Consider the following 14,839-nt stretch of genomic DNA (forward strand, 5'->3'; position numbering starts at 1 on the left):
TTCCGTATGTCGCAAGCTGCAGTCGAAAGCTGGGCGGCCGAAATCGCAGCGCACCTGAAAGAGCGGTTCGGGCTGGCCGTGAGCGATGCGCTATCGATTGATAAGGGCTGGCTCAATGTAAAATGGAGAATGATGACCGACCGTGGACCGGTATTCGTCAAATATTATCACCCGGAGCGGTACAAGCTGCACGCGAAACCCGAGAGAAGAAGGGCGGTTGCGCAGACGCTTCGTCTGCAGCAGGGACTGAGCGAAGCCGGGACACCGTGCCCTAAGGTTCACACCTTCAACGATCAGTACATTCAGGAGACGCCGTCCGGTTTGTGTTACGCGCTGCTGGAATGGGTGGACGGGCATTCCGCTGAAGCGGGGAACATGAACGCCGCACAAATGTATGCGCTGGGCGCAGCCGCCGGTCGGATGCATCGATGGCTGCGGGACGTTCCTCCGCTGGACAAGCCTGCTTGGGAGCCCGACCGGGAGAAGTATTTGAAAGAGTGGCAGGGCAGCTTCGAGATGGCGCAAGCGGCGGGTGACGAGACGGTCTTGGAGTGGCTGAGGCGTTCGCGGGACATCGTAACGGCTATGGATTTTGGGCAATTCGATGCTTCTCCCGCCGGGTGGCTGCACTGGGATTTGTGGACGGATAATATTTTGCTGCGGGGAGACTCGGTGGCCGGCATCGTCGATTTCGACCGCATGACGATGGCGTATCCGGAAATCGATGCGGCCCGTGCACTTTTGTCCGGCGCTTTGCGGGACGGAGGGCTGCAGATGGAGGAAGCGCGTTCTTTTGCAGAAGGGTATCGCGAGCATTCGGAGCTGCCGGAAGGCACGCTTAGCCGCGCGATGCGTATGCTCTATCTGGTCGAATCGATCTGGTGGCTGCGGACGGATGTGCGTGCCAAAAGCGAGCTGGTCGGGCTGCTTCGGCGGTTCGTTGAGGAAATACACTGGATTGAGGAGCATTGGGAACATCTGCCGGAGCTGCTGGACCGTTTGTGAGCTTCACATGAAAGCTGCAAGACAGCGGCGGTCTATAAAGTCATAGACTGCCGCTGCAGCTTAACTATTTATGCCGTTAAATTCTACTGCTCGAACCACGATGCTTGATCTAATGACTTTCCGCTAACGATCGCTGATTGGCGGTTCCCCATCGATCCAGTTCCACTCGTTATTTTTCCACAAACCGGCTGACAGCCTCCTCCATCGTGATCCCCCATGCGTGAAAAGAGCCGATGCATTGAACAAACTCTCCTATCGTTTCCTTTGTCGGATTCGTCAGCATCGCATGCTGCAGCTCCATATAGGAATCCGGTTTATCCGGAGCCTTCTCCAAGGCCGACATCAGCGATTTATGGCACGGAAACAAGATCCGGTTATACGCCAGGATGAGCCGTCCGGCGAACAGCGCGAGAATACGATCAACAAGCCCCTGAAGCTCGGGGATAAGAGAATAGGCGGCAAAAGCTCCTTCGAAGGAGGCGCGTGTCGGTTCGCTGCCTTTGTCTGCAGCTTGTTGTAAGAAAGAATAATGAATCACCTTACCATCGATATATCCGCCTTCGTAATCGCAGCCTTCCCTCGAAAACCCCGCAAACGGTCCTTCATCCCATATCCCCTCGCTTCCTTTGAATAGCTGTTAAGAGCTGCATATCTTAGATAACAACGGAATTTTTGTTAGGAATCTATGAAAGCGCAAAGCAATTCTGTGAAAAGGTTAATCCTGCGTCCATAGGAAGCTGTGTTATAATTTCCAAGAATCAAATTATCGGAAAATTTTCTCATCTCTCTTTGGATGCATGGAGGTAATCATGAACAGAGAAAGCAAACGAATGAACAAGTGGATTCACAAAATAGTTGTCATGTCGTTACTGGTGCTTTGCGCATTTCCTTTTACGGTTGCGGCTGCGTCTGCGCAAACCGGTGTTGCGGCGAATGTGACGATTAAGCTGGACGGCAAAGCCGTCAAGCTGCAAGATCCGGTCCGGATTAAGGACGGAAGGCTGTATATGCCTGCGTCACGGGCGGCCGAGTTGTTCGATGCAAAGAAGATCAGCTGGAATGGGGTAAATGACGAAGCAACGATACATACGGCCGCCGGTAACAAGATCGTACTCGGCAACGGCGTGCCGGTCGTTTATTATAACGGGACGCGATATCTGATGGATGCGGAACCGTTTTTGAAATCAGGCAGGATTTATGTTCCTCTGCGTTATGTGGCGGAGCTGCTTCAGCTGACGGTCGATTGGAACAACAAAAGTCAGACCGCAGAGTTTGAAGAGGCACAGGGGGCTGACAAGGCGATCGCGATTCCGAAGGCGAAGGCGTATACGGAGAAGGATTACTTGCTGCTGGCCAAGATTACGCAAGTGGAATCTGGCAATGAATCCTATGAGGGGCAGCTCGGAGTGGCGAATGTCATCCTTAACCGCGTTAAGGATTCCCGGTTCCCGGACTCGGTTCGCGACGTGATCTATTCCGGCAAGCAGTTCCCGCCGGCCCACAACGGCCTGCTGGACAAGAGCATTCCGAATGCCAGCGTGCTGCGCGCCGCCAAGGATGCGCTGAATGGCAAAAACAACGTAGAGAAGGCGCTCTACTTCTATAACCCTCAAGTATCGAACGGCTCGTTCTGGGACAGCCTAGACATCATCAAGAAAATCGGGCATCACGCCTTTGCCAGATAGATCATAGGAGACGGCAGTCAGGACATTTGCGATGTCTTGGCTGCCGTATTTTTTTGCGCGCACTAACGAACTGCACGATCTTTATTTGGACGATTTGGGCTGCCTTTCATCGCCTAAAGAACCGGAGGATTGTTATTGGTGCATCAAAGTGCCGATAAGTCCTCCGTTTCGGATAATAGCGCCTTCCGATGCATTCACGATGAAGGGGATCGCCGAACATTTCGGGGAACAGGATGCCATTGTTCGCGCCGTCTCCGCCGGTGTGGATATTATACTGGTGCCCAAAGACTTGAAGGCCGCGCATGATACGCTGGTGAATGCGGTCAAGAATGGAACGATCTTGCCGGATCGAATCCAGGAGTCGGTGAGACGTATTCTGAAGCTCAAGTCCAAGTACGGCTTGTTCGATCATAGCAACGACGACTTCCCAGCCAGGTTAGCCTCTCTTCCGACCGTCATTGGTTCGACCGCACATCGCCAGGTCGAACGAGAAATCGCTGAACGCGGGGTAACGACGTTGGCCGGTCCGATCGAACCTATTCGCCAAGGCGATCATGTTGTGATCGCCGCTGCCGACGAATACACGGGCAAGCAGTTCGAGAAGCAACTCATCGCAGCAATCCCTTCGCAGTATCTAACGACGGAGGTCGCGGTAATCGGTCAAGCGAAGACGACTCAAGCGATCGACAAGGCGGATTACGTAATCCTTGCCTCCTATCAATTCCGCAACGTAGCGAGTCAATTCGGCTGGGCTGCCTACCAAGACATCGTCGACTTCTTGAACGGGAAGCACAGGCACTATACGCTGCTATCGCTCGGTAACCCGTATGAGATACTCTATCTGCAAAATGTAAAATCGGCCCTTGCGTTATACGGAAATCAGGAGCCTAACATGGCGGCAGGCGCGAAAGTGCTGTTAGGAAAATTAACGGCGCAAGGCGTATTGCCTGTGCAGATGAAATAAACGAATAACTGCGAATGCATGAGCTGGTGAGATTTTACTAAAAGATGCTCGGATCATTGATCCTACTGGCATTTTAACCGTTCCGGGTGGTCATACAGCTGAATCGAAAGAAGCTATGTCCAAGTTTATTCGGAAAAGCAAAAGCGGCGATATCATAATTACGTACCCATAGATAGCATCACCTTAAGCACTCACATTCGTGAGTGCTTTTTATGTATCAGGTAACTTTCATTATGGTGATGGCTCAGCTTTTTATGTATAGGGGTCCCACCAACATTTTAACGAAAATATACGCTAAGCCTTGGATCATTTCGAGCTTTGCGTTTTTTCTTACCCTAAGCTGATCCAGAACGTGTTATCCGGACCAACCGGTTATTCAACAGGGAGTGCGTCATTTTTACCCTAATGTTCGATCAAGTACCTTCTTACTGGGGAAATTCATACTATATGCGGGTCGATTTTGTACCTATCTGGAATACAGGATTTCCGAAAGCAGTTCAAATGATAAAAGAAGCGGTGCAAGGGGAACGTAACGATGAGTTGTTCTACAATGAATTGATCAATCGGAAATTACAGGCATCAGTAGCGAACAATACGAGCAAGTGCAATCCTATACAGAAGGTTTACAGCGTGCTTTGATGGGGGAGTTGGGTGCGGTGGAGCGATACCGTAACATCTGGTTTGGATTGCCTGCTGGCATCTATAAAGATACGGTATATGGTGTCATATTGGATGAGCTTAAGCACGCTGCAAAATACAATTATCTGATTACGTTGAATCTCAAGTAGCTGTTTGCCGAAAGTCTGCTATTCCACATCAATTGGATGCTGAATATTATCCTTATAATCATCCACGTAAAGTTGGCCGTTGCTGCTTTTTACGGCATAGAATACGTCCTCTAATTTTTTGCCGCGTGCTTTTAGTTGGGACAGCAGCCGGGATTCGGGAATATGGTTGTTTTTTAAAGTGTCATTCAAAAGCTGCCCGTCGATTACAAGTTCAATTGGGAACTGTGTGGCTTTACCTGCATTCAACTGTAGATCCTTTAATGTCACGGCTTGCAGTTCCTTTTTCTTTTGAACAGATAGTTTACCGTTAATCTCAAGGAGAGCGTACTCCACATCTTCTATATTAAAAATCTCTTTCTGCCGAAGCTGTTCGTTCAAAGAATCCATTGTCATATTATTTTTTTCATATTCTCTTCCAGAATTACCCCCCCTTCTATGAGAACGGTGGGTGTTCCTTCTGTCCACATCTTAAATTTTCTGAATTTCAAGAAAAGCTTGGATAAAATATAAGAAGTAATAGTAAAGACAGACAGGGCTATTAATAGGTGGGCAACCTCTATTTTTTCGTTAAATGCAAAGTTGGCTGCTATAGCTCCCAATATAACTGCTGTTACGAAATCATGAAAGTTCATGTTGGAGAGGGTTTGTTTTCCTAGTGCTCGCGCAATTACCATTAGGATTATGAATGCTGAAAAACTTCGAATCAAAATAATGAGGTGGTCATTCATGCAAAAACCTCCAAGTTAAAAATTGCATTTTTAGTATATGGGTTCCCACCACACGGAATGATATACCACAGTGGAATTTATGCATAAGTGCTTTGGAACTTTTGACTGCCGCTGTTGTCATTCAACTCCCTCAGTTCAACCATTACTTTATATGGGGGTAGAGCCAACATTTTTAAGGTTTTATACGCTAAGCATTAGCGGACACGCATTCGCCTCCGTTCTGTACAACCTTAGCGGACTTTATAAGCCGATTTCTGATTGCCTGAGGGTGGTGTCATCTACGCTGGTATTACCCCTGCGGACAAGTTACAGACATCCACTCATGATATTATATGAAGCGTTCATGCCTGCTTCTTCGTAACTTCCCAACTTCGCAGCCATAGGCGAGAGAAGACAAGTAGTAATCCTTGCAAGCAGCCGTAAACGAAGAAGGAATAAAGCAGGTTCCAGTTCTTATGCGTATATACGCCGACTAACGTGCCAATCCATTCGATTCCGACGCCAAGCAAGGAATAGCCGATAATCCAAGCGATAGTCGCCGGTCCCCGAATCTGGAACCGCGCATAGCCATATGTAAAGAAATAGGCGAAAGGTCCGTAGATTAGATGCAGGACGACATCCATCAGCTCGAGCTTTGAGTAATCGTTTATGTCATAAAGCTCGAACGGAGGAACGGCAAGTGTTGCATCAAACAGCTTCGGCACAGTAATGCCAAATAATACAATCAACAGGCTAACCGGGAAAGGAAATAATCTTCTAGGCAGAAAAACGGCAATATAACCGGCTGCAAGACCGGCGATGATGAACCATTCGTTAGCGTCGAATCGCTTTGGAAACGGCAGAGGATTCACGGCAGAAGTAACTCCTTTCGTATCAAACGGCGGAATGCGATCATACAGCCCGAATTGATCCCCAAGAGGACGAACCAGGCGAGAGCGGACCAATAAATGCCGGCGTTGGAGTATCGAATGATGCCCGTCCATTGGAGCACCGGCTGTACAAGTGCGAGCAACGCACCGGTCACGATGATTGTCGCCAATCCTGCAGCCCAAGACCGCTGTATCCATTTATCATAAAGCTGTAAGAAGAGTAGGACTATCACGGGGAACATGATGAAGCGGATCGCCACGGATGCGACTGCTTTATCAGGGCTTTCGGGCAGTGCCACGAATTTCAGATTAGTAAGCACACTGAACTGATACGTATAGAAGTAAACGTGAACGATGGCGTTGAACCATAGCTCGAGTAAATGAAGCCGTTTCGGAAGAAATGCGAAAATCAGGACGGCAAGCAGTGTCGCAACAAGATAGGCTCCCAGTACCAATCGGATTTTCCTCCCTCCTAGTGATTCGAAGTTAGTATGTAAACCGATTCGGGATTTTATTCCATGATCGAATTCGCACAGGACGCCGTGGATTTTCATCACTTAGCTGGCGCTGCCCTCATATTGGTTCTGCCTGTAGAGGGATGTTTAAGAACATCCTCCTTTCGATAACAATCAAATGAAACTCTTCAAATTCCTAAAAATGTTCATTTTCATATTTAGAAATTTGTTCATGCAATTCTATAGAAATGTATTAAAACGAACTTGGTTAGCGGCGTTCACCAATCTAACTCATTGTACGGCGAGTACCAGTTTTTTTCGCCGTTTCTTAGTAAAAACCGTTATTGAAGAGTTTTATATTAAAGATTCTTGTGGGAAAGCATACACGGGATCTTTTTTTGTGTTCAAGTGAAGTACAACCGTCACAGATCGGAACAACAATTACAGGATTTGATTAACAAAATGACCAATCTGTTAAATGGGTGAAAACGCATGTGGGTAGCTGAAAGCGTTTGTAGAACCATCTTTGAATAAGGTTAGGCCTTCGACAAGTTTGTTTACAGAGTCCAAAAAACGATCGTTTAATAGACTCTGTAAAACTAGCGTAAAATGCCCCAAACTGGCCAATGTTCCTGTCTATTTAAACGTCTATTATTCAGAGTGTATTAATTCATACAATCTGATGTTTTATAGACTAAAGGGGGGTCTTGATGGCCAAGATTTGTTTGATAACCACTGTCCCGCGTGGCTTCAATAACTTCTGTTATTATCGCTTCAAGCTTATTTATTTGATGTAAATTAATTAAGAAACCCAGCTAATCTTCTCATGTGAAGGTAGCTGGGTTTCTTAAGTTAGATGTGTAAAATAACGCCTAAAAACAGCGCAACGAGAGCTGCTTTGGTTAAGCTGGGTGTCGCTGACTTGCACTAGCACGTACTGATTCTGATTATCCTAGAGCGATTTTGGCCTTGCCATACCCTGATCTTGTTGGTCGGGAACTCTTCGGCAATGCTCCACACGTCATCTAATATTCGGTGACCCGTATTTCGCCGTAGCCTGTTCAGTTCACCTTTACCAATAGCCTCTTACTTTAGCAGCGACTGGGCGTCTCTCAACAGGATCGTTGCGGCTTCTGTGGAGATATACTTGCCTTTCTGCGCATTCACTAAGTTGATGAATGGCTTCAGATTATTTTTGCTAACCATGCTCTGCAAACTGTTTGCAATTCCGTGATTGTCTATCGAACCGTTGGCTTGGAAAATCCCGACCAACGCCTGTAATGATTCAAGACTCGTTGCCGTTGTAAATGTAACGCTTGACGAAGCGGTGTTGCCCGCGTTATCTGCCGCAGTCACCGTGAGCGTATGCGTGCCCAGCGGAAGCTTGTACAGTTCAAGCGATGCTCCGTTCACAACAGGCTGCCCATCCAGCGTTGCCGCCGTTGCAGCCTCATTTACATTCGATAAGCCGTCGTATACCGCATACGTCGCAACCGCAATTTGCTCATTCGGATAAACTTCCTGTAACGAGTCGATTGTAATGCTAGGCGCTGTTTGGTCAATATTAATGGAACCTAAGGATTTAACCGGTTCTTCATTACCTGCTTGATCAACCGAATAGAATCTCAAATCATACCGTCCGTCTTGACTGATGACGATCGGAGCAGAATAGGTCTGCCATGTTGCACCACCGTCCAGACTATAGACGCTGTTCGCCGCACCGGATCCGGCATCCGCGACCGTCAGGTTGACCGTAACCGGGCTTACATACCACCCGTTTTGCCCGTTCGGGGCTGCAGGGTCATATGTTGCTTCAGTGACAGGTGGCGTATTGTCGCTCGCCTTACCGGTCAGGGTCAATTCTCCGTAGACTGAGGTATCTTTATAAGCCACTCCACTCGTATCGTTCCATGCAGCCACGCTCTGCCGTGAGCCGTCCTTGGCATCGTTGATCTGGACATCAAAGCCCAGCTTGCTGCCGTTGGAAGGCGTTACCTTAAGCGGAAATTTGGCTTCAACTGTGTAGTTCGTTCCAGACACCTGTGTAGCCGAAACGAAACCGCTTTTGTCCGTCGTGGAACCAAAGGAGGTAACGTTGTCATACCGAACCCGGTATTGCCCGTCGTCCTTTTCGTAGTAAGTAGTTTTCCCGTTGTTGTGATCCAGGAAAAACTCTACCGAATCCTGTTCATGGGCACGAGAGCTGCTTTGGTCAAGCTTGGTGTCGATGACTTGCACCAGCACGTACAGATACTGATCATCCCAGAGCGCTTTGGCTATGCCGGTTGCGCCTTGCCATGCCAATTGGAACTTGTTGACCGGGAGTTCTTCGGCATCACTCCAAACGTCATCAACCGTGCCGTCAATATTTGGCGCCCCGTATTTCGCTGTAGCCTGTTCAGGCTCCTTAACAATCGGAGGGTGGGCGGCGATGTAGGCTTCTGGGTCGACAATCCCGTAGTAGCCCGGTTTGGCTTGCATAAATGTATTGAAGGGGAGCGGACTGTTTTCCTTTCTCCAACTGACGCCGTCATGCAGTCCCCATATCGTTACCCGTTCGATGTGATCTGCATATTTCTTGAAGAGCTGAAACAGTTTCGCATAAAGATATCCCTGCTGAATAGACTCGGCTTCCGTCTGCTTGCTGTTGGAGCCTCCGTTAATATCCAGCTCAGAGATGCTGACCGTGACACCAAGCGAGATGAATTTCTGCAGCGACATCTCCACATTTTGGGGACTCGTTTTGAGGTTGTAGTGGCCTTGCATTCCAATGCCATCAATCAGCAACTTGCCGGGATGTGTCTGTGCATACCTCTCATTGATTTCTCTGACCATGCTATACACGGCTGTTGCCTTACTCTGGTCATCCAGGTTGTAATCGTTGTAGTAAAGCTTGATGTTCCATTCCGGATGTTCGTCCAATACGGCGCGGGCTGCCAGGAACGCCTGCTCCACGAAGTCATCCCCAACGGATCTGGTCCAGCCGGATTGTCGCAAGGCGCTCCGCCAATCTGTCGGATCCGAGCTGCTGGTCATAGCCTCATTGACAACGTCCCAGGAAATCACTTTATCGCCGAAGTGCTCCATAACGGTTTTCGTATAGTCCCACATGTTCTGCAGCGCTTCTCCCCTGGATAGCGGTACCTTATTACCCTGCTCATCCGTTATCGTGTTGCCTTGGCTGTCGGTCTGTGAGGTTAACCAGTCCGGTGACTGAGCGTGCCAAACTAGTACATGCCCGTGCACCTTCATGTCTTCACTTATCGCCTTGGCGACAAGTTCATCGGCGTTTTCAAAGGTGAACGTTCCCTTTTTCTTTTGCAGGAAATCGGGCTTCATGTAGTTCCCCGCTGTAACCGTGTTGTAATGCTGCTTTAAAAGTTGGAGATTTTGACCCCTGAGAATGTCAGGGTTAACCGAAGTGCCGATCAGGAAGTCGTCCTTGTAGACATCCTTAATCCCAATCAGATCAGTCTCGATCTCGAGCTTACCTTTGTTTACGATGCTAATGTCATCAATATAGAACGATGATGTCGCGTCATTCGTCTGTATGAAAAGTGTCACATAATCGTTGCCCTTATCTGTATATATATAAGTGCCGTGAAGCTGTACCCATCCGTCGTTAGCATTGATCGTTTTAGAGTTGATATCGGGGTATCTGGCTGTGCCATCGTTAGCAATCTGGGTACTCAGTTTCAAGGTAGCGCTTGCAGGGGAAATCAGCTTCACCCAGGCGGATATTTCGTAATACGTGTTCACATCCACGAGATTATCGATCCGCACAAAGGGACCATGCCAGTTGGCCGACCGATTTTCTACCTTCAATGCGTAGGCTCCGCTAGCGGTATGGTTGGCTTCATTGGAAACAGTCAGGGTTTCAGTGCTTCCACGGCGACCGAAGCCGTTGGCCGTTTGATCCTCGAATGTAACGTTCAGAACCGAATTAGGATCCTGGGGGAGAGGAGGCTGAACATCTTCATCGTGCTCCTGAGTCACGAGGATGTCTCCGATGTAAAACGGCACACTGCTGCCTGCAACATTCGACTGGACACGAAGTGCATGATCCACACTTGTATTTACGGTGAATTGTTTGGTCAAGGTTACTGCTTTTCCTGCTTCCATTGTGCGTCCAGTGAGAAAACCCCAGTGACTCGGACCGACATTCTGCAGGTAAAACTGCGATCCAGACGGAACTGTCACACCCGCATCCACATAGACGGACAAGGTAACCGTATAAGTTTCGCCGTTCTTAAGACCTAAATCGGTGTAAAAAAAGTCAGCCCCGTAATAATCTTTTGAACGATTACTTACGTAGAGTGCCGTACCATCGTCATTACCGTCAAACATCTTGTCCGTAACCGTTGTCAAAGATGCGCTGCCTGAAATCTTGGCTGCATTTTCGGCGTTTGAGAACACCTCATGGAACACAGTGCTCGTCTTCGTGACCGTTTCAGCATTAACAGGTGGTGCCAGCCAAAAGGTAGGTAGAAGCAACACTGCCGCTAACAAGAGAGTGATGATCTTCTTTACTTTACTTCCCATTCATTGCACTCCTCCCAAAAAATCATACTTTTTAAAGCGCTTGCAAAATGTTAGGTTATAGCTAAATACCTAAGTATTTTCACTCCTTTCATTTTTTACAAATTATAGCATCTCCATATTTTTTGAAGCAATGGATGGAGCAAATCACCTTTAATTTGAGGGGGGCATCTTGAATTTCTATACGTAGCTAGCTCGATGAAGTGGGCGCTGATGCGAACGCCGGCCGGTCTCCTTCTCTGCCAGTAACGGGAACGACGAGTACGTGTGTCGCCATCCAGAACAAGTTTGCTGTAGCCGTTGATCTTACGTGTTCATAGCCGCATGCTTCGAATTCCGCACGCGGGAGGGGTGAGAACGACTTCTGGTTGTGAGGGAGAAAATGGCTATTTTAAAAAAGGTATGATAGGTTGAGGTATAATAAAAAAAATTTATTATTAATTTGAAATTGGAATAGGAAGGACAGAAGGTATATGTATAAAGTGCTGGCAGTAGATGATGAACCTCTCATGATTGAAGGCTGGAGAACGATGATCGATTGGAATGCCTTTGGATATGAATTATCTGGTACAGCCTCTGATGGAGAAGAAGCACTGGAATTGATTCGGCTCATAAAACCTGAAGTTGTTGTGACGGATGTCAGGATGCCGATAATGGATGGTCTTGAATTAATTAAGGTCGTTAAGGAAGAGATGAACTTACACATTCAATTTGTAATTGTAAGCGGATACTCGGAGTTTGCGTATGCGCAACAAGCGCTCCGATACCAAGTGAATCATTATATCCTTAAACCGCTCATTGTGGATGAGATTTATGAATTGCTGGCTGAACTAAGCCATACCCTGGAAAAAAATCGTCTGGCAGAGAAATCTGCCAATAAGAACAAAGAAATTATTGTTGCAGCCGCTATTACCAGCTTGCTAAAAAAAGAAAATGAAGTAAACACTGATGAGGTTGCGGAGGTATTGGGTCTAAAAACCGACTCGTTAATTCGACTTGTGATTGCAGAATGTCCTGCCGTGGAAGGAGGGACGGATGAATATAGCCAGCTTAGAGAGTTTTTAAAAACTGGGTTTGGTGGACTGCGGACATGGTTGTTTACAGAAGCGCCAAACCGGACAGGATTGCTTATCTGCCATGAAGATGAACAGGATCAGGAGCAGTTAATGGCTATATTACAAGGGGTTATTATGAAAGTCGAGCAACCACTTCAGCAACTTATCTTATACGTTAGCGAGGCAGGGAAAGGGCTGACTGCCCTTCCAGAACTATACAGGCAAGTATTAGAGACGCGGTACAGTTCCCTATTCTCCAGGCGATCCGGTATTCATCTGTACCAAAATGATTCCGGTTTTGAAGAGTGGAAGCTGGAAGATATTATCACCTGTTCTGATTCATTGCTGCGATCTATAGAGACCAATGATGAAAAGGGCATCAACAGCTCCATAGATCATCTGATCTTATTGTTTGGACAAACATGCTCCCAAACGGTTTGGATCCAGCATGCTTTAAATTACATCCGCGGCGAATTGTTGAATAATTATTCGATATCGGCAATGGATAAGGACGTGCTTGGACAGCTCCTTCACGAAAATTACTTTAGCCAAAAGGAACTGATTCCAAACGATGCCCTAAAAATACTTTGTTTGCGGATTGCAAAAGAAGTAAAGATTGGACATCCTGCAAGCCCTTCAAACCACTCTTTTACAATGGAAGTCATTGAGTACCTGAAGAGCCATTATCGGGAGAAGATTCAAGTCCAGGAACTCGCTGAACGGTTTCACTATAACCCTGTATATTTTGGGAAGCAATTTAGAAAGGAAACGGGCATGAGTCTGAATGAGTATATTCATGCACTTCGAATCGACGAGGCAAAAATTTTGTTGCGCCGTACCGATATGAAACTGACAGAGATCGCTTCATATTTGAACTATCACAGTACTGAATACTTTACATCAAAGTTTAAAGTGTTTACAAATGAGTTGCCTTCTTCTTATAAAAACAAGTATAAGGGTGATTGGTTTGCGGAATAAAAAAGTTACATTCCATGCATTAAATGACATTCCACTGAAATACAAGTTTTTGTTGATTTACTTGCTCTGTGTGCTACTTCCGATTATGTCGATTAACATTTATTTTTATCAGCGCAACTCGGAGGACATCAAAATTCGTGAGGAAGACAATCTGCGAAAATCCATCGACCGTGCTTCTGCTGAACTATTGGCATTGATAGACGAAGGTGTTGCGCTATCCCAGTCCGTTTCGGATGACGCAGCCCTCTATCGTTCACTCGATACTTCTTACGGTTCTGTTATCGAGTATTATGAAGAGTATCATAACTTTCTCCGGGGGAAATTGGAACGATATTCTTCTGTCTATCCCAATATAAAAGATATCCGGATTTATACGGATAATCAAACAATACAGACCGGATCCAATTATTATGTGATCGATAAAGACGATCAATGGCTACAGTCATTTAAATATTCTAATGTAAATATTGCAATTGAGGTTATTGATGAGCATAGCAGTTTATATCCCGGTGAGCGTGTCAGTATCATCAGCAAAATGAATAATCATTCCATGTATTCTGCCTATTCCAAATATATGCGAATTGATCTAAACAAGGATAAAATCAATGCAATTTTAAATCGCGAAAGGGAAAATTTAATGCTCAAGCTGATAGATGACAAGGGGCATATCATTTCCTCCAGCAATGATTCATCAGAAGTGAACGCAAAAACATCTGAAGGTCACTCCTCGGCTGTGGAAAAGAACTCGGGATATGTATTCGAGCATCTGATTGGAGATATGAGCTATGTAAAAGGTTGGAGACTGGTTGGGATCGCCAACACTCAGCAAATTGACAAACTGCTTAATGCTGCTAAACGTTCCATTTTGGGACTTACGCTGATCAGCATAATCATTCCCACGTTGTTAATATTTATACTATTTCAGTCTTATCATTATCGCGTGAAGAAATTGCACAGGCACATGCATTTGATTCAGAACGAAAAATTCTCCCTAATTGAGATTTATGAAGGTCGAGATGAGATTGGTACATTGATTCGAACATTTAATTCCATGATTTCCAAAATTACATCCTTAATTAATGAAGTATATAAGCTGGAAATCCGTCAAAAGAGTCTGGAACTGGAAAGAGTACGGGCTGAGCTTAATATGCTGCAAAGCCAGATGAATCCGCATTTCCTGTTTAATACCCTCAATGCCCTTCTTGTTGTAAGCACGAAGAAGGGATATTCCGATATAGCTGACGTCATCAAAAGCCTGGCCATGCTTATGCGGCGATTGCTTAGGCAGGCGAATGGTCTCATTCCGATTCAGGAAGAACTCCAGTTCACCACTATGTATCTCCAAATCGAAAAATTTCGCTTTGGCGAACAGTTTGATTATGAATTTGAAATGGATGAACAGGCGTTAAGACAGGCTATTCCTCAGATGAGCATCCAACCCTTGGTGGAGAATGCCTGTAAGCATGGTTTTAACGACCGGAGAGAGAGCCGGAAAATTGTGGTGAAGGTGAGTAGGAACGAGCGTGAACTTGAAGTTGTTGTCCGCGACAATGGTATAGGTATGACAAAGGAAAAGCTTCATCAACTGTCAGAAAATGTCCGCTCTCGGAAAGAGTCGGACAATCATGTGGGAATTCGCAATGTATATCGCCGGTTGGAACTTTATTATGGTGACAGTGTTCATTTTTTTATTCGAAGTGAAATTGGTCAAGGTACGGAGGTTGGTTTTCGTATTTTAACTTCAGGAATGTCAGGGAAAAACAAAGAATGAGG

General features: G+C 46.4%; 12 protein-coding genes. 6 read left to right on the forward strand and 6 right to left on the reverse strand.

Annotated elements, in window-relative coordinates:
* Window positions 1-6 precede the first annotated feature (6 nt).
* The gene (locus KP806_RS19810) at window positions 7-1,005 is read left to right on the forward strand and encodes a phosphotransferase enzyme family protein (RefSeq protein WP_224725475.1); all 999 of its coding nucleotides are present in this window, start codon (window positions 7-9) and stop codon (window positions 1,003-1,005) included.
* A gap of 169 nt (window positions 1,006-1,174) precedes the next feature.
* On the opposite strand, the gene KP806_RS19815 is transcribed toward KP806_RS19810, so the two are convergent.
* Window positions 1,175-1,543: a hypothetical protein gene (locus tag KP806_RS19815; RefSeq protein ID WP_224725476.1), complete on the reverse strand. Its 369-nt coding sequence runs from the start codon at window positions 1,541-1,543 to the stop codon at window positions 1,175-1,177.
* A 271-nt stretch (window positions 1,544-1,814) separates the two neighbouring features.
* Here KP806_RS19815 and KP806_RS19820 point away from each other — a divergent pair, with 271 nt between their 5' ends.
* The 3 genes from KP806_RS19820 (at window position 1,815) to KP806_RS27660 (ending at window position 4,442) form a co-directional block, all read left to right on the forward strand.
* Complete coding sequence (locus KP806_RS19820) at window positions 1,815-2,690, forward strand: cell wall hydrolase (protein ID WP_224725477.1); 876 nt, start codon at window positions 1,815-1,817, stop codon at window positions 2,688-2,690.
* Between the two features lie 31 nt (window positions 2,691-2,721).
* A complete protein-coding gene (locus KP806_RS19825; RefSeq protein ID WP_224725478.1) occupies window positions 2,722-3,654 on the forward strand; it encodes a glycoside hydrolase family 3 N-terminal domain-containing protein in 933 nt (310 codons plus the stop codon).
* Between the two features lie 656 nt (window positions 3,655-4,310).
* A complete protein-coding gene (locus tag KP806_RS27660) occupies window positions 4,311-4,442 on the forward strand; it encodes a hypothetical protein (RefSeq protein ID WP_263575786.1) in 132 nt (43 codons plus the stop codon).
* An 18-nt stretch (window positions 4,443-4,460) separates the two neighbouring features.
* Here the strand turns inward: KP806_RS27660 and KP806_RS27845 are convergent, their stop codons facing one another.
* The 5 genes from KP806_RS27845 to KP806_RS19845 form a co-directional block, all read right to left on the reverse strand.
* A complete protein-coding gene (locus tag KP806_RS27845) occupies window positions 4,461-4,835 on the reverse strand; it encodes a DUF421 domain-containing protein (protein ID WP_318153706.1) in 375 nt (124 codons plus the stop codon).
* A complete protein-coding gene (locus tag KP806_RS27850) occupies window positions 4,832-5,170 on the reverse strand; it encodes a DUF421 domain-containing protein (RefSeq protein ID WP_318153707.1) in 339 nt (112 codons plus the stop codon). Before KP806_RS27850 ends, KP806_RS27845 begins: the two co-directional genes overlap by 4 nt.
* Before the next feature lie 341 nt (window positions 5,171-5,511).
* Window positions 5,512-6,021: a hypothetical protein gene (locus KP806_RS19835; protein WP_224725479.1), complete on the reverse strand. Its 510-nt coding sequence runs from the start codon at window positions 6,019-6,021 to the stop codon at window positions 5,512-5,514.
* The gene (locus KP806_RS19840; protein ID WP_224725480.1) at window positions 6,018-6,494 is read right to left on the reverse strand and encodes a hypothetical protein; all 477 of its coding nucleotides are present in this window, start codon (window positions 6,492-6,494) and stop codon (window positions 6,018-6,020) included. Before KP806_RS19840 ends, KP806_RS19835 begins: the two co-directional genes overlap by 4 nt.
* A gap of 1,086 nt (window positions 6,495-7,580) precedes the next feature.
* Entirely contained in the window at window positions 7,581-11,036 is a 3,456-nt protein-coding gene (locus KP806_RS19845; protein ID WP_224725481.1) for an endo-1,4-beta-xylanase, read from the reverse strand.
* Window positions 11,037-11,506: 470 nt separating this feature from the next.
* Here KP806_RS19845 and KP806_RS19850 point away from each other — a divergent pair, with 470 nt between their 5' ends.
* On the forward strand, window positions 11,507-13,066 hold the full coding sequence (locus KP806_RS19850) for a response regulator transcription factor (RefSeq protein WP_224725482.1): 1,560 nt from the start codon (window positions 11,507-11,509) through the stop codon (window positions 13,064-13,066).
* Window positions 13,056-14,837, forward strand: a complete 1,782-nt coding sequence (locus KP806_RS19855; protein WP_224725483.1) for a sensor histidine kinase — start codon at window positions 13,056-13,058, stop codon at window positions 14,835-14,837. The genes KP806_RS19850 and KP806_RS19855 overlap by 11 nt, the downstream gene beginning before the upstream one ends.
* Window positions 14,838-14,839 lie beyond the last annotated feature (2 nt).

Origin of the sequence: Paenibacillus vietnamensis (assembly GCF_020169515.1) — a bacterium.
Lineage (GTDB): Bacteria > Bacillota > Bacilli > Paenibacillales > Paenibacillaceae > Pristimantibacillus > Pristimantibacillus vietnamensis.

Bases quoted from the DNA above. Each gene is read 5' to 3' on its own strand.
- KP806_RS19820 (WP_224725477.1), top strand. From the start codon at position 1,815: ATGAACAGAGAAAGCAAACGAATGAACAAGTGGATTCACAAAATAGTT.
- KP806_RS19850 (WP_224725482.1), top strand. From the start codon at position 11,507: ATGTATAAAGTGCTGGCAGTAGATGATGAACCTCTCATGATTGAAGGC.
- KP806_RS19810 (WP_224725475.1), top strand. From the start codon at position 7: ATGTCGCAAGCTGCAGTCGAAAGCTGGGCGGCCGAAATCGCAGCGCAC.
- KP806_RS27845 (WP_318153706.1), bottom strand. From the start codon at position 4,835: ATGACAATGGATTCTTTGAACGAACAGCTTCGGCAGAAAGAGATTTTT.
- KP806_RS19845 (WP_224725481.1), bottom strand. From the start codon at position 11,036: ATGGGAAGTAAAGTAAAGAAGATCATCACTCTCTTGTTAGCGGCAGTG.
- KP806_RS19825 (WP_224725478.1), top strand. From the start codon at position 2,722: ATGTCTTGGCTGCCGTATTTTTTTGCGCGCACTAACGAACTGCACGAT.
- KP806_RS27850 (WP_318153707.1), bottom strand. From the start codon at position 5,170: ATGAATGACCACCTCATTATTTTGATTCGAAGTTTTTCAGCATTCATA.